The organism is Agrobacterium fabrum str. C58 (assembly GCF_000092025.1).
Classification (GTDB): domain Bacteria; phylum Pseudomonadota; class Alphaproteobacteria; order Rhizobiales; family Rhizobiaceae; genus Agrobacterium; species Agrobacterium fabrum.
In genome coordinates this window covers 340567-363156 of record NC_003064.2, presented here as the reverse complement: position 1 = coordinate 363156, position 22590 = coordinate 340567, and the positions used below count along the sequence as shown (strand labels likewise).

The window sequence follows — 22590 nt, the reverse complement described above, 5'->3', positions numbered from 1 at the left end:
GGCATAAAGGCTTGAGTGCTCCTCGGCGGCTTAAGTGCGCGCGGCGACTATAGGGTAAGCCAATTAAGCTGGTATTTCGAAATTAGCTAGGATTTTCGTTGAAACGATGCTTGTCGTTGACGTTCCAATGAAGCCAGTGCGGTCCTCTACTCGCTACGTGCAATTGACAATATAAGCTCGCCAAATAATCTGCCTTGCACCGGTTCCTTTGGCCTGCTGCCGGTTTTATGGACACCGAGTTAAGGTGTTCCTCCTGAAACCGGAGAGCATGAATGCAAAGACGAATATTCAGCCGCGAGTACAAGCTTGAGGCGGTGAAGCTGGTCAGGGAACGCGGGGTCACTGTTGCGCAGGCTGCCCGTGACCTTGATGTCCACGAGAATGTGTTGCGCAAATGGGTTCGGGAATACGGCGACGATCCAAGCCAGTCCTTTCCTGGAAAAGGGCAGATGAAGCCCGAGCAGCTTGAGATCGAGCGGCTCCGTCGTGAAGTCACAAAGCTGAAGGCGGAGCGCGATATCCTAAAAAAGGCCGCAGCCTACTTTGCCAAGGACGCGATATGAAGTTCGCGTTCATTGCAAAGCACCGTTCGATCTGGCCGGTGGCATGGCTGTGCGAAGCGTTGGGAGTTTCCCGTTCAGGCTTTCATGCCTGGTTCAATCGTTCTCCGAGCGAACACGCACGCCATGATGAAGTGCTACTAGAAAGGATCAAGCAGAGCTTCCAGTCCAGTGACCGCACTTATGGTGCCCGACGGGTCTGGCACGATGTGCTGGAAGAAGGATTATCCTGTGGCCTCCATCGCATTGAGCGGCTGATGCGCTTGAATGCGCTCAGGGCAAGGCCGAGGCGTCGTGGTTTTCCAAAGGATGCGGGTGACCGCCCCGTCGTCATGCCTAACGTGCTGGACCGTCAGTTCGTGGCAGATCGGCCCAACCAAAAATGGGTGGCCGACTTCACCTATATCTGGACCGCAGAGGGTTGGCTGTATGTCGCGGCTGTCATTGACCTGTTCTCGCGCCGTGTCGTCGGCTGGTCGATGAATGCCAACATGACAGCCCAGCTCGTCACGGACGCGCTGATCATGGCGATCTGGCGTCGAGGAAAACCGGATGCTCTGTTGCATCATTCCGATCAGGGAAGCCAATATACGAGCGAGCAGTTCCAGCGCCTCATGGGCGACCACGGCATCACCTGCTCGATGAGCCGCTCTGGAAATGTCTGGGACAACGCCGCAATGGAGAGCTTCTTCTCATCATTGAAAACGGAGAGAACGGCACGAAAGGTCTATCGCACGAGGAACGACGCCAGAGCGGATGTGTTCGATTACATCGAGCGCTTCTACAATCCCAAGCGTCGCCACTCGACACTGGGCTATCTCAGCCCCGATGACTTTGAAACAAAGGTGGGATTAGCCTAACCTCGTGTCCGATAAACCGGCAGCAGGCCAGTAGGCCAGCATCACGCCGTCATTGCCTCCGTCAGATCTGGCAAGCTTGTTATAGGCACCATGTCCGTCAACCTGCAGAATACCGCGATAGCCATTCAGATGCCGGGCGACCCGATCGCCAGCACGGCTATCTTCGAAGCAATAGGCGACCATCGGCGGGCTACTGCCACCGAAGGGCCTGTCATCGCGGGCATAAGCCCAAAGCCAGGCCGTCTTAGCCGATCCGGATCCGGGCGCGAGTGTGGGCAACGTCGTCTCGTCAGCGAAGATACGCTCAGCCTTCTTGATCTCGGCGAGGATGTAGTCGGCCAGGATATCAAGTTCAAAGCTGAGCCTACCCATCCATTGAGCCATCAGTTTCCGGTCAAGCTCGACCTTGTCGCGGGCATAGATTGCCTCCTGCCGATAGAGCGGAAGGCCATCGGCATACTTCGAGACGGCGATCTGCGCAAGAAGCGCTTCCGTCGGAATGCCCGCCTCGATAATGTGCGCGGGTGCGGCGGCCTGAATGACGCCGTCTTCATTTTTGAAGGCATACTTCGGTCGGCGTGTGACGATGACGCGGAACTTCGCCGGCACGACGTCAAGTCGCTCCGAGACGTCTTCTCCGATCAGCACCTTCTGTTTGCCGACGTGTTCGGGCAGTTCATCCGGCTCGATTACCACTTCGACCCGCTCAAGATGAGGAGCAAAACCCTTGCGCGGTCTCGGCGGACGCTTTTCAGCATGGGCGGCACCCTTGTTCACCTTGGCTCGGATCGCCGCGATGCCGGTCTCGATTTCCTCAAAGACAAAGGCCTGCTGCTCATCATCGATGCCTGCAGAGCCGAGCTTTTCCGATCGCCGGCCGAAACGGGCACGATCGAAGGCTTTCAGGATCTGGGTCAGTCATTCGATGCGTTCATCAGCATCGGCGTTTCTGGCTTTCAGGTCTGCGACCTCGCTCTCAAGAGCATCGGTGTGCGCTGCCTTCTCGGCCATGGCAAGGACCATGGCTTTCAGGGTCTCTATATCATCCGGGAGCTGCAGATCGGGCGGCGTCATGACGTCTACCAGAGCATATTTTGCTCCGGTTTTCCTGCCCTTTCAGGCGGTTGATTCACTTTGCCGCAGGCATTTACCCGACAATCTCCGGCGGCTTCACCGCCACCGAGCGCACCCGTTTCCAGTCCATGCCGTCAACGAGCGCCATGAGCTGGGCATGGTTGAGCTGGACTCGGTTGTGGCCTATCCGCGGCCAGCAAAACTGCGCCTTCTCCAGCCGCTTGGCGTAAAGGCAAACCCCGGATCCATCGCACCAGACGATCTTGATCCGGTCGGCCCGTTTGGCCCGGAAGACATAAAGCGAGCCGTTGGATGGATCACTGCCAGGATCACGCACCAGCGACAGCAGGCTGTCCGGCCCTTTGCGGAAGTCGATGGGATGGCTGGCGAGGAAGACCTTTACACCTGCGGGGATCATGCTGAGCGAACCGCCCGGATCACGCGCTGCAGATGCGCTTCTTCGATATGCCGGTCGGCCCGCACGACGATACCGTCAATGACGATTTCGACAACGGGGTTGGCGTCAGGTGCGACGCTCTGCGGATCAACTGCCGCTGGTGCCTCTCCAGGCTTATCACTGGCCAACAGCTCTCTACGCCAGCGGTAGAGTTGAGATGGCAAGATACCGATCTGCCGCGCCACGGCCGACATGTTCACTCCGGGCTGACAGGCCTGCTCAACCGCTGTCTCCTTAAATTCGTCAGACCAGAACCGTCGCAACTGTCGCGGGGACCCGTCCAGGCGATCGGGCACCGCCTCGATCATTCGCATCAACCCAAGGCTAGCCGCAGGTCTAGACATAGATCCTCACATCCAAAGAACTCGTATGCCCGAAATACCTTACTCAGCATCAGACCCGCCAGATGGGGTCTCCTTGTCGCTTACCGTTGATCTTGCAAAGCACAGTCGGGTTTTATGACGTTCCAAGGGCTACCGGGGGTAGCCGTCAGCCTGATCATGGGACGCTGCAGCTGGCGGCACGGCGCGTGAACATGACGAAAGTCAGCGCGCTCGCGCAAAACTCAGGTGCCGCTGACGGTCGGAACGCCAACTTTTGGACGGCTCCAATCCGAGCGGTTGCATGCTATCGTTCCAAACGGGTTGCGTCCCGAAGATATCCTGGACCTGAAACAACAAAAATCGTTCAGCCATTCCGGATGCCAGGACGATGGGCGACAACTATATATCAGTCAGCATTCTAGTTGATAGATGCCTTAATGATTTCCGGGGAGGCACCATACTCTTGTTTTGAGCGGCGATGGTAGGCGTTGAACTCGCAGGCCGGAAGTGCTTTCGAGAACAGCCAGCCTTGTCCGAAGTTGACACCCTGGGCCTTGAGATATGCCAACTGGTCTTCTGCCTCGATACCCTCTGCCACGGTAAACAGGCCAAGCGCTTTCGCCATGCCGATGATGTGTGACGTGACCGAACTCGTTGCGGTATTTTTGCCCACCGTGTCGACAAAGGACTTGTCTATCTTCAACGCGTCCAGGGGGAGGCCCTGCAAATATTGAAGGCTGGAGTAGCCGGTTCCGAAGGACGATGCGGCATCGAGCTACTGACTGCCGGACGAAGGTGCTTTTGTCTGGTACGGCACTTCTTACAGGATTGCTTCTCTGCTGTCCTCCTCCCGCAAACGCAGCTTGCAATTTCCCAGCCCCGGTTGGAAATGACATTTATATTTGCGACAGCGGAACGTCGGTGGGTGGGCTGACCGATACGGGAGGCAACAACACCTTGCTTCTTCCCAGTGCCGGCACTGGAACCGTCGCGGGCAACGTCACATTCGGCGCCGGTGCCGACAGGATCGAAATCTATTCCGGCACCATCAACGGCGCCGTGGTTCAGGGAGACGGCAGCGACGCCTTTGTGATTTCCGGCGGGGCCGTTACCGGCAATGTGCAGCAGGGCAGCGGCGTTGACGATTTCCGGATGACGGGCGGGACCATTCAGTCACTCAACCAGGGCGACAATCTCGATACTTTCTTCATGTCCGACGGACGCATCATCGATGCGTTCGATGATGGCGATGTCGCCACCATGACGGGTGGCCGTATCGGTCGTGTCAACATGAAGCTCGACGACAACGTTTTCGACATGTCGGGCGGCATTATCGACCGGAATCTGGTGACCGGTTTTGGCAATGATACGATCATTCTCTCGGGTGGAACGATCGGCGGCAATATCAGCGTCAGCGGCGGAACCGACAGCGTCACCGTTACCGGGGGCGTGGTTGGCGGCAGCGTGCTGCTGAGCTTCGGCAACGACAGGTTCAACTGGAATGGTAGCGGTATCATCTACGGCGCGATCGACCTTGGCGCGGATGACGACACTGCCACGCTCACCAATCTCGCGAATGCCCACATCGGGGCAACCACGCAGATAAGTGGTGGCCTGGGCACCGACAGCCTGACGATGAGCAACGTCAAGACGGGAGGCGTTGCGCGCTTCGACAGTTGGGAAACGATAAACCTTACCAATGATACCGAGCTTGTCTTCGATGGCACGCTGACACTTGGTGACAGCGGCACAGGGACGGGCACGTTAACGATCGATTCCGCCAGCACGGTCTATGGCGGCGGGCAGAATGGAAGAGTTTCCGCCTTTTCGGCGGGTGCATTCGCCAATCTGGTCAATTCAGGCCGTATCGATCTCACCAATGGCGGCGGCGGTGCCTCGGACACATTTACGGTCTCCGGCAATTACGTTGGCAACGGCGGCCAGATTTTTCTCGACACCGTTCTCGGCACCGACGGCTCAGCTTCCGACAAGCTGGTCATCGACGGAGGCGCCGCTTCCGGAAGCACGGGCATGAACGTGGTCAATGCCGGCGGTTCCGGCGCCAGAACGACCGCAGATGGCATCATGGTCGTTCAGGCCACGAACGGGGCGACCACCGCAGGCGGTGCATTTGCGCTCAACAGCCGCGTCGCCGCCGGCGCCTACGAATATTATCTGTTCAAAGGCGGCGTTTCGGCCGGCACGCAGGACAATTGGTATCTTCGCTCGACGATCGTGCCGGGGAGCGGGGCGGTTGCCGGGGCGCCGGACCCGCTTCAGCCAAATACCACCCCGGAGGCTGAGGCTCCCGATATCACCGGCGCGCCTCCGGCTTCGCAGCTGCCGCCAACGCCCCTGCCCACCGAGGGAAGCTCGACGACGGAGCCAACGGACCCGACGCCTCCGATCAATGCTGGCGATCCACAGCCGGTTGCTCCGCCCACGCCACAGGCGGCAGGGACTGCAAGTCCTCCGCCTGCGCCGCCCGTGCCGCCGACCACGCTCGCCATGATCCCGAGCGCCTCTGCAATACCGCCGACACCGGGCGCGACACGGGTGATTGCCGATATCGTGCCGCTCTACCGGGTCGAGGTTCCGACCTATTCGGCTGTACAACCGCTTGCGCAATATCTGGCCCTGTCGACGCTCGGCACCTTCCATGAACGTCGCGGCGAACAGGCTTTGCTTCAGGGTGACGGATGGATGCCGACGAGCTGGGCGCGCACCTTTGGCCAGAACACCGAGATGAAATGGGATGGAACCGTCTCGCCGAGTTTTGACGGCAATCTCTTCGGCCTTCAGGCGGGGCAGGATCTGCTCGGCCGTGAAACCGAAGCCGGAGGTTTCGATCGCTTCGGCCTTTTTGTCGGCTATTCCAGGATGAATGGCGACATCAAGGGTCAGGCGCTCGGGTGGAACAACCTCGCCGTGGGTGAGGTTGACATCGGTGGCACGAGCTTCGGTGCATATTGGACGCATGTCGGCGCTCAGGGCTGGTATCTCGACGCCGTCCTGATGGGCACATGGTTCAGTGGCGATGCCACGTCAAGGGCCGGTGAATCGGTGAACATCGATGGCTCCAGCGTCGCGGCCTCTCTTGAGGGCGGTTACCCGATCGCACTTACGGAAGACTGGACACTGGAGCCGCAGGCCCAGATCATCTGGCAAAAACTTTCCCTCGACGATGAAGCCGACCGCTTCTCCTCGGTCGCATTCGATTCCGACAACGCCGTTACCGGACGGCTCGGCGTCAGACTGCAGGGGAATTATCAGACCGACAGCGGTCTCATTCAACCCTATCTCAAGGCGAATATCTGGCACGGCTTTTCCTCCGACCAGATGACCCGCTTCGATAATGATCCCATCGTCACCGAGACGGGTGGAACCTCGCTGGAAATTGGCGGGGGGTTGGTCGCCAGCCTGACCGAAAAGGTCAGCGTGTTTGCGACCGTGGACTATACGACCAATCTCGGCGGCGAACGAAAACGCGCCATTGAAGGAAATATCGGTCTCAACATCAAGTGGTAGCCGTGCCGCCGCGGGCAAAGTCAGCGGCCGAGCATTAACCGGGGGTAGAAAATGCGGACAAAAAACATTCTTGCAGCGCTTGCTTTGTTTTTGGGGATTTCCCTGCCTTCACTCGTAGAAGCGGCCAATGCCTACGCGACGGGCAATGTGAATGTGAGAACCGGGCCGGGAACCCGATATCCCCGCACGGGGACCATTCCCGCCGGAGCGACGCTGACCATTCGCGGATGCCTGAACGGCTATAGCTGGTGCGAGGTGATCTTTGCCGGACAAAGTGGCTGGGCTTCCAGCAATTATCTGCAGGCCACCTACCAGAACCGGCGGCGACCGGTGATTCATATCGGTCCGGTCATCGGGCTGCCGGTTATCGTGCACAAGCCGCGCCCACCCCATTGGGAGCATCGTCCGCGTCCGCCAAGACCACCCCACTGGGGTCATCGCCCACGTCCGCCCCATTGGGACCATCGCCCGCGTCCTCCAAGGCCGCAGCCCAGATGAGCAGAAACGTTTATCTCGCCAGTGCGGCCAGAGTGCTTTCCCTGTCAGACAAAGAGATTGCCAGACGGCTCGACGTTTCGGTCGCCACCTTGAGATCGGTCGATAGCGTGACATCGCCCGCCTATCTTCGTTTTGCCCTTGCCACTCTGGTGGCGGAACTCGATCCGGAGGCGGTGCTTGGGGCCGGAGTGAACCCATCGTTCCCGTCGTCCGATAAGCCGAGTATCAGTCAATGACACGGTTCCGGTCGGCGGTGATTTTTCTTCTGTTCCCGCTGGTCATTGGCCAAACCGGGGCGCAGGCCCAAAGCTGCGCCCCGGCAACAGCCGGCTTTCGTCGAAAGACGCCGCAGCGAGCGCGCAGGCCGCCCAGTTGCAACGGCAACTTGCCGCGGTTCGGGCCATTGAGCGCAAGCGGCAATGTGGGGACGAAAAATCTCTTGGCGGGCTTTTTAATGCCTGCCGCGACCTTGCAGGCCAGAGGAAGAAGGTGGAAGCCGACCTCGCCGACCTCGGAGGAAAAGTGTTTTCCCGCGGTTCCGATGGTTGCAGCGCGTCTGCACGGCAGCAACGGAAATCAACATCTCCGGCACATGCATCTTCAAAATTCGCTGGAACATTTCGTACCGGCAGGGCCGTGCTCTATTGCGTGCGCCTCGCTGACGGGTATCTCTTCCCGGCGCCGAACTCACAATTCGTCGCAAGCGATGCAGCGGATGCGATCCTGCGGCAATGCCAATATATCTGCGAAGACCCGGCAATGGACGTCTATGTTCTGGAAGATGCCAATCTCGGAACGGAGCAAATGATTTCGATCCGCAGCCAGACGAGCTATCAGGATTTCCCCCGTGCGTTCAGGTATCGCGATCAGGAAAACTTCCGGAAATGTGACTGGAATCGCTATGTTGCCCGCATCTATGAGCTTCAACAGACAAAACAGATGTCTAAAGAAATGGCAGATGTTTCGGTTCCGCCACCTGCACTCCGCCCGAAGATCGAGGAAAACAGAGTATCGATGGAAGAGACAGGTAGCGTCAAAGAAGTCGAACCTTTGATCGAGCGGCCGGTCAGGATTGTCGGCCCGGTGTTTCTGCAGCCGCAGTAATGGATCGGCCTGACGGCAGAGGTGGTAACCTGACACACCGGAGCACGCGCCTTTCCGGAAGACGACCAGACGAGGCCGGTTCACCCTGGGCATTTGTCTTGACTGCGATCTGACTACACCTACAAGTTGATAAAAGTCTAACCTAGGAGGTCATTTTATGGGACGAAAACTTCTCGCGGAATTCTTTGGAACGTTCTGGCTGGTGTTCGGGGGGTGCGGTAGCGCCGTCTTTGCCGCCGCGTTCCCTGAACTCGGTATCGGCTTCACAGGTGTTGCTCTCGCATTCGGCCTCACGGTCCTGACGATGGCCTATGCGGTCGGCGGCATTTCGGGCGGCCATTTCAATCCAGCCGTTTCTGTCGGCCTGACTGTTGCCGGACGCTTCCCGGCATCGAGCCTGGTGCCCTATGTCATCGCACAGGTAGCCGGCGCAATCGTTGCGGCTGCGGCCCTCTACGTTATCGCCACCGGCAAAGCAGGGATCGATCTCGGTGGCTTTGCTTCCAATGGTTATGGAGAGCATTCGCCCGGCGGATATTCCCTCGTTTCGGCCCTGCTGATCGAAATCATTCTGACGGCGTTCTTCCTGATCGTTATTTTGGGATCGACACATGGAAGGGTTCCCGCAGGCTTTGCGCCGATTGCCATCGGCCTTGCCTTGACGCTGATCCATCTGATTTCCATTCCGGTCACGAATACGTCGGTCAATCCCGCCCGTTCGACCGGCCAGGCACTCTTTGTCGGTGGATGGGCATTGCAGCAACTCTGGCTGTTCTGGCTTGCCCCGATCGTCGGTGGTGCTGCCGGCGCCGTGATCTGGAAGCTCTTCGGAGAGAAAGATTAAGTCGCCATAAGGTCGCTGCCAACCGGCATAGACGCGGATCGAAATCGGTTTGTTTCCCTGAATGGTCAGGGAAACCATTGTGGAGAGGGTGAAATGGACATTGCTTCGATATTGGCGCAACTCATCGGCGGCGCGGTTGGCGGCACGGCCGGCGGAAGATACTGAAGGATTCCGATCTTGGACAGATCGGTAACCTGATCGCGGGTGCGATCGGCGGCCTCGGCGGAGGAACCGTACTCGGATCGCTGCTCGGAGCGGCTGAAAATGCGGCAGCCGGTGGTCTTGATATAGGCGCGATTGCCGGTCAGCTCGTGGGTGGCGGTGTCGGTGGCCTAATTCTGCAAATCATCGTCGGTCTGATCAAGAACAAGCTCGTCGCCAAGTAAGCTCCTCTCCACGAGGAGAGGACCCCCTGAAAAGAAATGCAAGGAAATACCATGTACAAATTTGAGGTTTTCAAGGACAAGGCTGGCGAATTCCGGTTCCGCTTCCGGGCATCGAACGGCGAAATCATGTTCAGCTCAGAAGGATACAAGGCCAAGGCTTCTGTCTTGAACGCCATCGAATCCATCAAGAAAAACTCGCCGGGCGCTGAAACCGTCGATCAGACGACAGCAACCGTTTGACTAAAAAAAGGGATCGGGAACGCAAATTCCCGATCCCTTGCTGGTTTTCAGGTTTGTCTGGATCGAATGCCGTCAATTCCGGATCTTCGCCCCCAGGGGTAACCGCCAGGGTAACGACCGGGAAGTCCGGCGGTTTATTTCCTTTGATTGCCCGCGAAAGCGGCCGTTACGCCAAGGCCGATATAGACAAAACCACTAACCCAGCGTTCGGCTTTCAGATACACGGGGCTGCGCTTCAGCCAGTTGCCGGCGGTGCCGGCCACAAGCGCATAGGTTCCATCCGTCAAAATGCCGATCGCCGTGTAGAGAATCCCGAGGAAAGCGATCTGCATCGCCACATGGCCCCGGTCAACCTCGACGAACTGCGGCAGGAAGGCCAGAAAGAACAGCGCTGTCTTCGGATTGAGGAGGTTGACGATGAAGCCCTCGCGAAAGATGCGCATGCGGCTGCGCGTCGGCAAACCGCCCTCGACATCGGGAATGTCCGACGGGCCAAAAAGCTTCTTGAGACCAAGCCAGATCAGATAGGCCGCGCCGGCATATTTCACCACGCTGAAGGCGAGCGCGGACGAGGCGAGAAGCGCCGACAGTCCAACGGCGGCGGCGACGACATGAACAAGCGTCGCCGTATGGATGCCAAGGATCGAAACGAGGCCGGCGGAGCGGCCCTGCTCGACCGACCGCGCGAAAATATAAAGGACTGCCGGGCCGGGCACGAGAAGCAGCACCAGCGTGGTACTGATGAACAGGCCGAGATTGGCTGCACCGGGAATTACCAGATCCATGATTGTCCTCCTCCGTTTCCAACAACAATAGCGATAGCATTGGACCGCGCCCAAAGCGAGGTAAAGCTTGCGGTGTCATCACCGAAAGCTCGGTGACCGAGTTCCTTGGCAATTTTCTTTGTAGTCATGCACATCCCGTCAGCCCGTTGCGAAACCTGATTAACACGGCAACTCTACGCCTGATATCTACGACAGATATGGGCCGAAAAGAATCGCTGCGGCAAGGTGTGTTCCCCCCCCCAAGTCGAACGGTCCAAAAAGCGCACCTGCTGGTGCGATCCATGGGCAGGGACGGGCCTATCAGCGTTATTTGGGTGATCAGGTGAAACCATTTATCGCCACTCGCTATCGGACCGATCCCGCCAGATCGCTCTTCCTCGGCCACTCCTACGGTGCTTTGCTCGGCGCACAGATCCTGTTCACCGAACCTGACTTGTTTAGCGGCTATATCCTTGGCAGCCCCTCTCTCTGATACGATAAGCGCCACACCTTGAAGCTCGAAGCGGACTACGCCACGCAGAACAAGGACCTGCCGGCGAAGGTCTATCTTTATGTCGGCGCCTATGAGGCGCAGCGCAAAGGCGACCGGCGCTACAACCAGACGGTAGATATGGTCGCCGACAACCGGGCTTTAGAAGTAGCGTTGCAGAGCCGAAACTATCCGAATCTGCAATTGAAGTCGGTGGTCTTCGATGACGAGGATCACCTCACAGTCGCGCCGCGTGGCTTTACGCGGGGCTTGGAGTACCTTCTGAGAACGCGCTGACAAATCGCATCGAAAACTGGAACGCGGCTGTCGCACAATTCCAAAGTTTTGCGAGCCAGCCGCGCTGGATTTTCCGTGTAATTTCCGTCACAAAGGTAAGGTGCAAAAGTCGGCCCTTAAGCGACCGCCCTTTGCGATGCTGAATGGCCGCGTCATCCTCCGTCAGCCTGAAAGCGGTTAGGCCGCTAATGATGTTGCGGGCCGACAGGTTCTTACGCGGGATGGCGATCGGGTGCTGTCTCAGCGTCAACTGCGGGATCGAACAGCAGAACATTATGGCAAACCAACCAAGCTGTCGTCGCACCTATCGGAATGAGCTTAGCGAAAAGCTTGGCTGGTCAGAACGCTCCGACGGTGCGGACGGAGGCGCATTTGCAAGGTGCGCGGGCGGGCGATACTATGACACTTCGTATTTGAGGGAGGCTCACACGATTAGCCTGTGATCTCAGCCAGGAAACTGCTCGGCCGCGATATCGTTTTCGCACAGCAGCGCAATGAACGCTTCTCTCAGGTTCTGGTAACGATGAAGCAAATCGGCCTTTTCACCTTTTAGTCGCCGCGGGAGGGCCAATTCTCTGTCGTTGGCGTCGTTCGACATTGCGCGCAGTCGAAGATCGGTTTCGATCTCTCGAACTGCCATTTCACAGGCCGCGATCTCCTTAAGCAGCCGCTCCCAGTGTTTCTCCAACACAAAGCTCACGTCGTTGGTCCGCCCAATCACCTCTGTTTACCAACGGTTAACATAACCGAAGCGGATTTGGGGTAGCGGTTCCCTATATGGTTAACGCTCCAGAGAGGGGTGTGTACCAACGACACCCTAAATCAATACGCTAAGTAGCGGCTTGATGCGGGGATGCGGAACACCAATTGGCATTTCGGCTGCGTCGTTCCAGTCTTCTAACGGTTACGCAACCTCGGGCTCACCGTTAATTATATTTTAGTAATATAGAGACCAATCATCTGAAACAACCATTGGGCGAATTCGATTCGGGGAGATAGTTCTGGGAGAAGTACTCTTCAGCTTCAATCGGGACGGAATATAAAGCAAATGGGGACCGTGAATGACCGTACCTGCAGCATTTTTCGAGAAGCGTCCATCTAGCGGGGATGGGTCTTTCGTCGATAATTCTGATACAAATCGAGCAAATAACATGCTCATCAGTGGCGGCCGAGTGGGGAAGTGTAAGGGGATCGTCGGTGGAATAGCGCCTTGTGAAGCGGGTTTGGTACTGTCGTTTGAAAGTTTGTCCGTCGTTTCGGCGGCGGCATTTACATCGTTGCTCATTTGGTCTTCGCCATCGCTGGCAGGTAGCTGTGATCCTGCTGGCCCTGAAACCTGGAGCTGTTCGGGTGCTGCCACAGGCAGCGATCCGTCAGCGGTTATCTTTTCTTCTGCGCCCGTAACGGTAGTCACACAACCAGGATTTGGTTTGTCAACCTCTGGGGAGGCCATCAGAGTCGAGACGATCGGAGGGATCGCCATAACGGACGGAAATGCGTCGTCCATCACGTCCTCTGGTGGGCAGGGTATTTTGGCGATCAATGATGTTTCCGGTGCGGTTGAAATAACATCGAACGGTAGCATCACCGGCATTGACGGAATCTATGTCATCAATACCGGTACAGGTCCCACAACGATCACATCCTCAGGCACGGCGATTGGGACAATCGGTAATGGTGTCTATGTTTCCAACGACGGCTTCGCAACGGACCTGACCGTCAGTCAGACGGGCGGGACGATTTTTGGCGCGGATAACGGAATTTCCACAACCAATCGTGGATTTGGGGCGACCGCAATTAGTGTCGCCGGCGATGTGGACGGTGCAGCCGAAAACGGCATATGGGCGCAAAATTTCGCTAACGCGACAGGCATCACGATTACCCAGGCAGTCGGCAGCACGATCACCGGTTATACGCATGGCATCCGCGCCGATAATTGGGCGGCCGGCGCTATATCGATCACAACAGCCGGGGTCATCAACCAGACCCAGACTGGCGCGGCAAATAACGACACCTTTGGTGTCTATGCCTACAATTCCACAGCCGGGACAGATATCATTCTTACCCAGACCGCGGGATCGATCTCCGGCAATTGGTTCGGCATGTATGCCAATAACCAGGGAAGCGGCTCAACGAGGATCATCAGTTCCGGCGATGTCACGGCAATCGTACGCGCTGGACTTTACGCTTATAACGCGGCCCCAGCGGACAGTATCTTCGTAAGCCAGACATCCGGAACGGTCAAAGGCGGTACCTATGGTGTTTTCGCAGACAATGCGGGAACCGGCTCAACAACGGTTACACTGTCCGGCGATGTGATCGCCTCCGGTGACTACGGTGTCTATTCGCGTAATGCCAGCAGCGCCACCGATCTGATGGTGAGACAGACGGCGGGTTCTATTGCTGGCAGAACCGGCATTCTGGCGTCGAATAGGGGTACGGGTGCCTCGCTGGTCAGCGTCGGTAGTAGAGTGAGTGGCGGTGCGGGCGCGGGTATTCAAACGATTGCAGCGAACGGCTCGACCATCGATATTGCATCTTCGGCAACGGTCACAGCAACGTCGGGGATTGCTATCCGTGACGGAGGTGTTGCGGGTAGCCCGATTGCATCGGACACGATTGGCGGTAATGTCGTCGTTAACAGCGCCGGCATCGTAACCGGTGACGCGGTCCTCGGCCTCGGCGATGACACCTTCAATTTGGCTGGTGGAACCTATGCCGGTAATATCTACGGTGACGACAGAGACGACCCTCGAAGCAACGACGGTGTCACAAACCATGAAGGCAATGATACGTTCACATGGACGGGCGGCACTCTGGCTGGCGGCTTCTACGGTCAGGACGGTTCCGATACGGCTATGGTAAGCGCATCGGCCTATGATGGTTCTCAGGTGCTTGACGGCGGTGATGATACCTCGGTTGCCGATGGTATGATCGATACGCTTACGCTTAAGGGTGTGACGGCGACGACTAATGGCGGCAAGATCATCAATTGGGAAGTTGTCAATCTGGATGGAGCCAGTCTGTCGATTGATGACGGTGTATGGCATGTCGGCGAACCGGACGAAGCAACGACCGGTGTGTTCCTGGACAACAGGTCTAGACTTGACGGCATAGCGTCGCTCGCCTTCGACGGCAACATGACGATTGATTCAACCTCCGCTTTCGTCGGGACGGGCGGAGGAACCGGGGTCTATTCGTTCAGCGGCGATGTGGCCAATGCCGGAACCATCACCACGGTAGATGATGCTGTCGGCGATGTTGTCATCATCGGTGGAAACTATAACGGCAATGGCGGACAGATACTGTTCGATGTTGCTCTTGGTGACGACAACTCCAAGACGGATATGGTCATCATCAATGGCGACACATCGGGCATGACAAATGTCGGCGTCAACAATGTTGGAGGCACGGGTGCGCAGACCAGTGAAGGTATCCGTATCATCGAAGTGAACGGTGCTTCCAACGGGTATTTCTCGCTCGTTGGCGATTACACAATTGGCGACAGGCAGGCGGTCGTTGCAGGCGCCTACGCCTATCAGCTTTATCAGGGAGGCACTTCATCACCGAATGATGGCAACTGGTATTTGCGGTCGCAACTGACCGTGTCGAATCCGACGCCGACTGCTCCGCTTTACCAGGCCGGTGTTCCGAGCTATGAGGCATATCCTCAGGCATTGCTGGGTCTGAACGGCGTCCCAACCTTGCAGCAACGTGTCGGTAGTCGTTTCTGGGCCGGTAATGGCGCTTCTGTCGGCACACCTTATGCCACTCCCGAAGGAGCAGGCGTTGCGATCGAAGGAAACGGTGTATGGGGTCGCATTGAAGGCGTACATAACCACATCGAGCCGCGTTTCTCCGCCGCGGCCGCCGAGTACGACCAGAATGTCTTCAAGCTTCAGGCCGGCATTGATGGGCTGTTGACGGAAACGGAAAGCGGCAAGCTGATTGGCGGGTTCACGGTCCATTACGCCCATGGCAAAACCGACACCAGGTCCGTTTGGGGCGATGGTGAGATCAGCACGGACGGTTACGGTCTTGGCGGGACATTGACCTGGTATGGCGAGAATGGCTTCTATCTGGACGGTCAGGCCCAGATGACCTGGTACACAAGCGGTCTCAACTCTCTCCTTGCCCGCACGAACCTCACCGACAACAATGACGGTTTTGGCTATACACTGTCGTTGGAAAGCGGCACGCGCATTGCCATCGATCCAGGCTGGTCCGTCACACCGCAGGCCCAGCTGGTCTATTCCAATGTCGACTTCGACGCGTTTACCGACACATTCGGCGCCCGTGTCAGCCTCGACCGTGGAGAAAGCCTGCAAGGTCGTCTCGGTGTGACCCTCGACCATGAAAGCGCGTGGCAGAATGACAAGGGCTTGCTCAACCGCTCCCACGTCTACGGCATTGGCAATCTCTACTATGAGTTCCTCGAAGGCACCAGGGTCGATGTCCAGGGCGTGAGACTCGCCAGCCGCAATGATCGTGTCTGGGCCGGACTGGGGCTCGGGGGAACCTATAGCTGGGACGACGACAAGTACTCGATCTATGGCGAAGCTCTGGTTCAGACCAGCCTGAATGACTTCGGCGACAGTTACTCCGTCAAGGGACAGGTGGGCCTACGCGTGAAGTGGTAAAAGGTCGACGGTATCGGAACATTCAAGGTGCCGATGTAATAAACGTCGACGATATCGGCACCCGTGATCGAGAATTCATAGATCGGCCCGATACCCCGAATCTGCCCCGGAAGCCGATAATTCTGGCCATCGCGATTAGTCACGCTACGCTGACGGGCCTCACTGCGCGCTTGCGCAACAGACATTCGAAACGCTGCAGGATCGATCGGCAGTGTTGATACTGGTTGACTTCGCGACCTCATTGCATTTGCGGCTGAAGGGATTCGAACCAGCGTTCCCGCCATTCTGATCAAACTAGCTTGCCAGGTGCGACAACACCTGTTGGTTTCCGCGCAGAACTGAGCCGGTTAGGCGCATAAGGGGGTGCGGATAAAAAGTTGGACTGCTTTATAATTTCAGGCCGAGGCTCTGACGATACTCGACGGGGCTGAGTGATCCCAGCGATATCTTGATACGCTTCTCATTGTACCATCGGATGTAGGCGTCCACCTCGGCGACGAACTGTTCGATCGTGATTGCCTTCCAGTCGCGTGGATAGAAGAGCTCAGTTTTCAACCGACCGAAGAACCCTTCGCACGCGGCGTTGTCTTGCGAGCATCCCTTTCGGGACATCGAACGAACCAGTCTTGCTTCGCTGATACGGGTTAACCAGCCGGGCCATCGATAATGGGCTCCTCGATCAGAATGGATGATAGGCCGTTCCTCGCCGTTGGCGACGGTCCCGATGGCTGCATCCAGCATGGTGTTGACGAGACCCGCATCTGGTTGGGTTCCGATGGACCAACTGATGACCATTCCGTCAAAGCAGTCGATGATGGGCGAAAGGTAGACCTTGCCAGCTGGGATCTGGAACTCGGTGATGTCTGTCAGCCATTTCACGTTCGGCGCGTCTGCATGAAAGTCGCGATTGATCAGGTTTTCGGGTGCCGGACTTATTTCTCCCAAGTATGATCCGAAACGCCGTCGGCGCGGTCTGGCTACGGCCAAGTGCTCCTGCTTCATCAAGCGCTGGACAACCTTTTCCGAGACGATCACGCTCTTCCTGGCCAGTGACGCCTGTAGTCTGCGGTAGCCGTAACAACGACGGTTCGCTTCAAAAATTTCCGCAAGGCTGAGGCGGACGGCGGCATACTTGTCTGCCAGGCACATACGGGCGCGATGGTAGAAGTACGAGCTTCGGGCAATTCGCAGTTGGGCAAGCAGCTCTGGCAAGCGATAAACTTCCTTGAGGGCGTCAATCAGCTGTGTCTTCTCCCGATTACTCAGGATCAGCAGATCGACGCCCAGACCTTTTTTTAATAGTTCGTTGGCCTTTTTCAGGAGATCATGTTCGAGTTGCAACTGGCGGACATCGCGTTGGAGGGCTTCAAGCTTTCGCTCGAGTTCTTCACGTTCAGGCACCTTGGGGTTGGCTTTGCGGCGTTTCATGGATGAAGAAGCCTCATGACCGAGTAACTGGTCTTTCCAGCTATACAATGTCGGTCTCGAGACGCCCAGACGGTCAGCTACCTGCTGAGCACTTTCATCTCCACTGCATAGTCCGATTACCCCCGCTTGCCGGACCTCCTCGGAATAGCCAGGGTGCCACGATCGACCGACCATTGATGTCCGCGCCTCCGGAAAAGCCTCACGAACCCATGCGGTTAGAGTTCCTCGACCGGGATAGCCGAGCGCCCTCATCGTCCCAGAGATGCAACGATCATGGGTGCGAAAGTGCTCAAGTGCCGCCTGCCTCTGAGCCTCTGAATATTTTGGCGCTCGCGCTACCGGCTGAGTACGCAGGTCGAGATGCTGCACATACTCGCGATACCAACCCCTCAGCGCATTCTTGGTGGGATATCCCAGCTGGCGAATGGTCGTGTTAAGCCGCTTGCCCAGCCGGATATAAAGCTCAACCGCTCGAAGTCTGTCTGCGTAGGAATACATGAACTACCTCCTGGTGGTCCAAGTTTTCGTCCGCACCCCCTCCACTTCTAGCGGCAATTGCGCTGCTTAAACGGCTTCATGCCGAGAAGCGACGGACGCTCCCTGATCGCGTCCCGCTCACCCACCTTAGCCAAACTGACCGGCGGCTCATCTTCGAACGAGAAAAACCTGATCGCCGACTCTACGGGATCGCAACGCTCGCTGCTTTGCGAGACCGGCTTCGATCTGCGGAGATATGGGTCGACGGCAGCCGATCTTTCCGGCCCATTGACGAGCATTTGATGCCGCGAACAACATTCATCACGTTGAAGGAGGAGGATCGTCTCGGATTAGGCGTCCAAGCTGATGGCGCGCAGTGGCTTGCCGAAGCGCGTCAGATGCTCGACTTCAACCTGCAGCGTCTGGCGCACAGGGCACGATCCGGAAAGCTCGAAGGAGTTCGTCTTGAGGCCGGAACGTTGATCATCACACCAACCGCCAGCGAAATCCCTGCGGCCGCCGAGGCACTGAATGCCGAGATCAGCGATATGTATCCGTTGGTCGAGGTTCCCGATCTGTTAAGGGAAGTGCATGAATGGACCGGCTTTGCGGATCAGTTCACGCATGTTCGGACCGGCGACGTACCAAAAAATGTCTCTGCAATGCTCGCTGGTGTACTGGCCGATGCTACGAACCTTGGCCCCAAACGAATGGCGGGCGCTTCCAAAGGGATTAGCGCTCACCAGATTGGGTGGATGCGCACATTCCACGCGCGATCGGAGACATACCGCACGGCTCAAGCGTGCATCACCGATGCCCACACCCAGCATCCGCATTCGCGCCTTTGGGGCAATGGCACAACGTCATCGTCCGATGGCCAATTCTTCCGTGCGAGCGACCGGGCTGCAAAGCGCGGCGACATCAATTTGCATTACGGTAGCGAGCCCGGATCGAAATTCTATAGCCATCTGTCAGATCAATACGGCTACTTCAGCATTTTGCCCATCAGTCCCACCGAGAGCGAGGCGGCCTATGTGCTGGACGGGCTCTTCGATCAGGACACGGTCCTCGATATCCAGGAGCACTTTACCGACACTGGCGGTGCCAGTGATCATATGTTCGGGCTTTTCGCCTTGATCGGAAAGCGGTTCTCACCAAGACTGCGTAATCTCAAAGATCGGAAGTTCCATACGTTCGAGAAGGGTGATGCATATCCGGCGCTGTCGAACCACATCGGGGCGCCGATCAATGCCAATCTGATCCTCGACCATTGGGACGATCTGCTCCATCTTGCGGCGTCGATCACGACGCGGTCCGTGGTGCCATCTACCATCCTCAAGAAATTGTCCGCAACGCCAAAGCAAAGCCATCTCGCGAGGGCGCTCCGCGAATTCGGCCGTATCGAAAGGTCGCTCTTCATGATCGAATGGTACTCAAGTCCGGCACTACGGCGGAGATGCCAAGCTGGTCTCAACAAGGGCGAGGCCGCTCATAAGCTGAAACGCGCTGTGTTCTTCCACGAGCGGGGCGAAATCCGCGACCGGTCGTTCGAGAGCCAAGCATTCCGCGCCTCTGGTCTCAACCTCGTTGTCAGTGCAATCGTCCACTGGAATACAGTCTATCTCGACCGCGCAATCACGCAGTTGAAGCGAGAGGGTCGAAATATTCCCGATACTTTGTTGAAGCATATTTCGCCGCTCAGTTGGGAGCACATCAACCTTACCGGCATCTACACCTGGGATGCCGAACACCAGATGCCCGACGGATTTCGATCGCTTCGTCTGCCAGCCGGGCTACGGCGGGTCGCATAAGTTCCCCTTCCGTTCGCTCTTAGCGTACGATTTCGGACTGCTCTTGTTCCCGCCCCAAGATTCCCCGGTTTTACGTGAGATTTAGGTAATGCCCTTAGCGGGTGCGAAGATGGGGCATATTCAGCTTTTGATAAAGCTCGATCTTGTCCTTCATCATCCTGTCAACGATTGAGTCCAGCTGGTTTTGATGTGCCGCCTTCGGCCTCAATCGAAGAAGGCGACATCCGCTACGAAACTTCGCCTTGAGCGGAATCGAACAGCCGTTCACCTAATGCTTTTGCCTGGCATCAATTCATTTCTTCAATGACAGCGAGTACCGAGTATGCCGACGTTCACCCGTACGCGTAAGTGCACCGATCTCCACGAGGTGCTGAAGGTCGCGTGTTGCTGTAGCGCGGGATGTGTCTGTGATCGAAATGTAGTTTTCGGCACTTAGTCCCCCCTTGAAGCCTGCCGTGCCTTCCTTGAAGATGCGCGTAACTACCTTTTCCTGCCGCTCGTTCAGCTGGCCTCGAAAACGATCATAGAACTTTGCTTTATGAATGAAGAAATCGATGCGCTCAAGCGTCACCCGTTGAGCATCCAGGATAGTTTCTGCAAAGAAAATGATCCAGCCGGTGATATCGAGCGTACGCTGGTGCCGCTCAAGCTCGGAGTAGTAGGCCTTCCGGCTCTTCTCGATTGTAAAAGCGAGTGAAATGAGGCTTGGCTGCCCTATGTTTTGCGCCAGGGATTTCTCAGCGAGCGCGCGCCCAATTCGGCCGTTGCCATCCTCAAATGGATGTATGCTTTCAAAGTACAGATGGCCTATTGCTGCACGCGTCAAAGCTTGAACCGAGGTTTGGCCATCTGGCCCGGATTGATTGAACCATGCGATGAACGTCTCCATTTCACCGGTAACCTGGCGAGACGGGGGAGCCTCGAAGTGGATTGTGGGCTTGTCGAATCGACCTGACACGATCTGCATGGCATCTTCATGCGTCCGGTAAGCACCAACCGTTTCAATGTATCGGTTTCCAGCCATCAGCATTGAGTGCCAATGGAACAGTCCTTCATGACGCAGCGGCGTATGCCAGCTTCGATAGACATCCGCCATCATCTCCGCGATCCCCCGCTCTTGTGGGCGGATCTGTCTATCATCAGTGCTTAGCCCGAACTGCCGGCGGAGCGATGACTGAACACTCACGCGGTCCAGAAATTCCCCCTCAATCTCTGAGGTCTTGACCGCTTCGTCGCTCAGCAACTCGATGCGAAGTTGGTTGCTGTCGTCCTCGTTGAAATGTCGAACAGCGCCAATAACCTCACCGGCGGATTGCAAGAATTTCTGCTCTAATGGTACCATGCTTGCGGTGTCGTGCCGGAAGTTTGGCCAATCAGTGTTTTGCCAGTTCCATTTCATGAGTGATTGCGCCCCTATCTATAACTCATAATTATGCAATAAATGAGCTATTGCAATCCCATCTATCGCTCAGCACCACAAGCTGCGGCTCTCCATTCAAGACGTAGCGATCGCGGCTTAGGCCGCGAGATGGCATTCCATCAACCTCAGCGTCACGACCACACCGCCGTCGATCCAGTTGTAGTCGATTGAACCTCAGAGTTGGCCGGAAACTGTCCGTTATAGGAGCTTACTGCCATATAATTCTCCCGAGCTCGTCTGTTCGACTGAATCACGACCGTGCTCGCTCCATACGATTTCGATATCGTCATCCACGACAGTTCCGGATATGTCCAGCAAGCTGGCGTCATTCGACAGCGCGCCGTGTTTGAAGGAATTTGTCGCCAGTTCATGGTTGACTAGGGCGAGGCTTGTCGCGGCGTTCTACTCCAGGCCCATTCGTGAAACCGCCACTCGGATACGGCCGGCGAAGGTACCGACATCATCGTAAGGCGCCAGAAGCACGGTAACGGGAAAGGGAGCGGACCGGCATGGAAACGCCGCCTAGAAGCTTGGTTGAAAATCTTCTGGATGGAGCTGGGTTCTATTCGTGGTCGTTGTCAACGAACACGCTGACTGCCGATGCAGCTTTTGCCGCGATTTACGAGATTGGCGAAGATGACCTTGAGAAAGGTGTTCCAGTCGAAGCCATTCTTGAACGGATTGTAGAAGAAGACCGCCCTCGCCTTGCTGCGCGAATACACGACGTCATCCTTGGTGGCAGGCCATTTGTTTCGCCTTACCGCATCCGATGCGCGGATGGACGTATAAGATCTCTCCTAAGCATGGGTTCTTGCTCGAAGGATCAAAATGGGGTGCCGTCCATTTATTCGGGTATCGTGCTAATCGAAAGAGAAATGGAGATCAAGCTCAACGCATCCGGATTGGAAAAGCATATCGATGCCGCGCTTGATCTCGCCAAAATCGGCGGGTTAGAGCTAACTCAACGTTACCTTTCTTCAGCATTGCGATCTCTCTGATTGACCAGTTCATGAGGTCGTCTCAAAAAATGGGAGCACGTCGGTAGTCGATTTATGTCGTCACAAAATTGCTGGCACGTTTGCTCGCCATGGCTCACAACATCGATTGCCTGTCTGCCGTTGATCGTCCCACGTCAAGCGCAGAAGATCCCGTTTCCTCTCGATTAATTCTCGTCCTGCAACTTCCAGGGTGACCATAGCTTTTCCGGCTGCGCAAGCCACGAGAGTTGCGCGAGCGGGGCAACTGTCGCATTTGCCGTCCATGCGCGACGGACATCGCAGAGGATCGCGTCGATGAGGATTTCCGGCTAGTGTTCGATTGGAAAGGACGGGATTGCGCTCTCAATCGGTCCTCGTCGCGCATCGCGGCGGTGGCGCGCCTGTTTTCGGC

General features: G+C 56.8%; 18 protein-coding genes and 4 pseudogenes. 13 read left to right on the top strand and 9 right to left on the bottom strand.

Annotated features, from left to right (window positions below):
* Nucleotides 1–272: 272 nt before the first annotated feature.
* Nucleotides 273–1420, top strand: a protein-coding gene (locus tag ATU_RS25660) for an IS3-like element ISAtu4 family transposase (RefSeq protein ID WP_113519832.1) whose coding sequence is annotated in 2 segments (ribosomal slippage) — nt 273–522 and nt 522–1420 — 1149 coding nt in all. Because the reading frame shifts where the segments join, the coding sequence is not laid out codon by codon here.
* 33 nt (nt 1421–1453) lie between these two features.
* Here ATU_RS25660 and tnpC read toward each other — a convergent pair.
* The 4 genes and pseudogenes from tnpC to ATU_RS25640 form a co-directional block, all read right to left on the bottom strand.
* Nucleotides 1454–2494: pseudogene (gene tnpC / locus ATU_RS25655) on the bottom strand (IS66 family transposase); the annotation flags it as partial.
* 73 nt (nt 2495–2567) lie between these two features.
* A complete protein-coding gene (gene tnpB / locus ATU_RS25650) occupies nt 2568–2912 on the bottom strand; it encodes an IS66 family insertion sequence element accessory protein TnpB (RefSeq protein ID WP_010974619.1) in 345 nt (114 codons plus the stop codon).
* A complete protein-coding gene (locus ATU_RS25645; protein ID WP_161597239.1) occupies nt 2909–3259 on the bottom strand; it encodes a transposase in 351 nt (116 codons plus the stop codon). Before ATU_RS25645 ends, tnpB begins: the two co-directional genes overlap by 4 nt.
* Before the next feature lie 433 nt (nt 3260–3692).
* Complete coding sequence (locus tag ATU_RS25640) at nt 3693–3977, bottom strand: EAL domain-containing protein (protein ID WP_272872554.1); 285 nt, start codon at nt 3975–3977, stop codon at nt 3693–3695.
* Between the two features lie 59 nt (nt 3978–4036).
* Here ATU_RS25640 and ATU_RS25635 point away from each other — a divergent pair, with 59 nt between their 5' ends.
* From ATU_RS25635 to ATU_RS25605, 7 genes and pseudogenes are all read left to right on the top strand, one after another.
* Nucleotides 4037–6802 (top strand): autotransporter family protein, encoded by a 2766-nt coding sequence (locus ATU_RS25635; RefSeq protein ID WP_010974616.1) that lies wholly within the window; start codon nt 4037–4039, stop codon nt 6800–6802.
* A gap of 51 nt (nt 6803–6853) precedes the next feature.
* A complete protein-coding gene (locus ATU_RS25630) occupies nt 6854–7300 on the top strand; it encodes an SH3 domain-containing protein (protein ID WP_010974615.1) in 447 nt (148 codons plus the stop codon).
* A complete protein-coding gene (locus ATU_RS25625) occupies nt 7297–7536 on the top strand; it encodes a hypothetical protein (RefSeq protein ID WP_046033441.1) in 240 nt (79 codons plus the stop codon). The genes ATU_RS25630 and ATU_RS25625 overlap by 4 nt, the downstream gene beginning before the upstream one ends.
* A 253-nt stretch (nt 7537–7789) precedes the next feature.
* On the top strand, nt 7790–8404 hold the full coding sequence (locus tag ATU_RS25620) for a DUF2865 domain-containing protein (protein WP_162180353.1): 615 nt from the start codon (nt 7790–7792) through the stop codon (nt 8402–8404).
* A gap of 157 nt (nt 8405–8561) precedes the next feature.
* Complete coding sequence (aqpZ, locus tag ATU_RS25615; RefSeq protein WP_010974613.1) at nt 8562–9248, top strand: aquaporin Z; 687 nt, start codon at nt 8562–8564, stop codon at nt 9246–9248.
* 93 nt (nt 9249–9341) lie between these two features.
* Nucleotides 9342–9634: pseudogene (locus ATU_RS26860) on the top strand (hypothetical protein).
* A 51-nt stretch (nt 9635–9685) separates the two neighbouring features.
* Complete coding sequence (locus ATU_RS25605; RefSeq protein WP_035258281.1) at nt 9686–9874, top strand: YegP family protein; 189 nt, start codon at nt 9686–9688, stop codon at nt 9872–9874.
* Nucleotides 9875–10008: 134 nt separating this feature from the next.
* On the opposite strand, the gene ATU_RS25600 is transcribed toward ATU_RS25605, so the two are convergent.
* Nucleotides 10009–10659: a LysE family translocator gene (locus tag ATU_RS25600; RefSeq protein WP_010974610.1), complete on the bottom strand. Its 651-nt coding sequence runs from the start codon at nt 10657–10659 to the stop codon at nt 10009–10011.
* Between the two features lie 184 nt (nt 10660–10843).
* On the opposite strand from ATU_RS25600, the gene ATU_RS26855 reads away from it, so the two are divergent.
* Together ATU_RS26855 and ATU_RS26850 are read left to right on the top strand one after the other, a co-directional pair.
* Complete coding sequence (locus ATU_RS26855) at nt 10844–11131, top strand: alpha/beta hydrolase-fold protein (RefSeq protein ID WP_338081342.1); 288 nt, start codon at nt 10844–10846, stop codon at nt 11129–11131.
* Nucleotides 11132–11149: 18 nt separating this feature from the next.
* Complete coding sequence (locus tag ATU_RS26850; RefSeq protein ID WP_080728821.1) at nt 11150–11425, top strand: hypothetical protein; 276 nt, start codon at nt 11150–11152, stop codon at nt 11423–11425.
* 445 nt (nt 11426–11870) lie between these two features.
* Here the strand turns inward: ATU_RS26850 and ATU_RS25590 are convergent, their stop codons facing one another.
* The gene (locus ATU_RS25590) at nt 11871–12125 is read right to left on the bottom strand and encodes a hypothetical protein (protein WP_071241522.1); all 255 of its coding nucleotides are present in this window, start codon (nt 12123–12125) and stop codon (nt 11871–11873) included.
* 361 nt (nt 12126–12486) lie between these two features.
* On the opposite strand from ATU_RS25590, the gene ATU_RS25585 reads away from it, so the two are divergent.
* Nucleotides 12487–16065, top strand: coding sequence for an autotransporter outer membrane beta-barrel domain-containing protein (locus ATU_RS25585; RefSeq protein ID WP_010974607.1), 3579 nt, complete (start codon nt 12487–12489; stop codon nt 16063–16065).
* Between the two features lie 387 nt (nt 16066–16452).
* On the opposite strand, the gene ATU_RS25580 is transcribed toward ATU_RS25585, so the two are convergent.
* Nucleotides 16453–17991 carry an IS3-like element ISAtu3 family transposase gene (locus ATU_RS25580; protein ID WP_010972061.1) on the bottom strand — a complete coding sequence of 513 codons (1539 nt, stop codon included), beginning with the start codon at nt 17989–17991 and terminating at the stop codon, nt 16453–16455.
* A 41-nt stretch (nt 17992–18032) separates the two neighbouring features.
* Between ATU_RS25580 and ATU_RS25575 the strand changes: the two are divergent.
* A pseudogene (locus tag ATU_RS25575) lies at nt 18033–19781 on the top strand (Tn3 family transposase); the annotation flags it as partial.
* A gap of 292 nt (nt 19782–20073) precedes the next feature.
* Here the strand turns inward: ATU_RS25575 and ATU_RS25570 are convergent.
* Entirely contained in the window at nt 20074–21180 is a 1107-nt protein-coding gene (locus ATU_RS25570; RefSeq protein ID WP_010974604.1) for a Fic family protein, read from the bottom strand.
* Between the two features lie 530 nt (nt 21181–21710).
* Here ATU_RS25570 and ATU_RS25565 point away from each other — a divergent pair.
* Nucleotides 21711–22199, top strand: a complete 489-nt coding sequence (locus ATU_RS25565) for a PAS domain-containing protein (RefSeq protein ID WP_010974603.1) — start codon at nt 21711–21713, stop codon at nt 22197–22199.
* Between the two features lie 65 nt (nt 22200–22264).
* Here the strand turns inward: ATU_RS25565 and ATU_RS26845 are convergent.
* Nucleotides 22265–22486, bottom strand: a pseudogene (locus ATU_RS26845) (hypothetical protein); the annotation flags it as partial.
* Between the last annotated feature and the right edge of the window lie 104 nt (nt 22487–22590).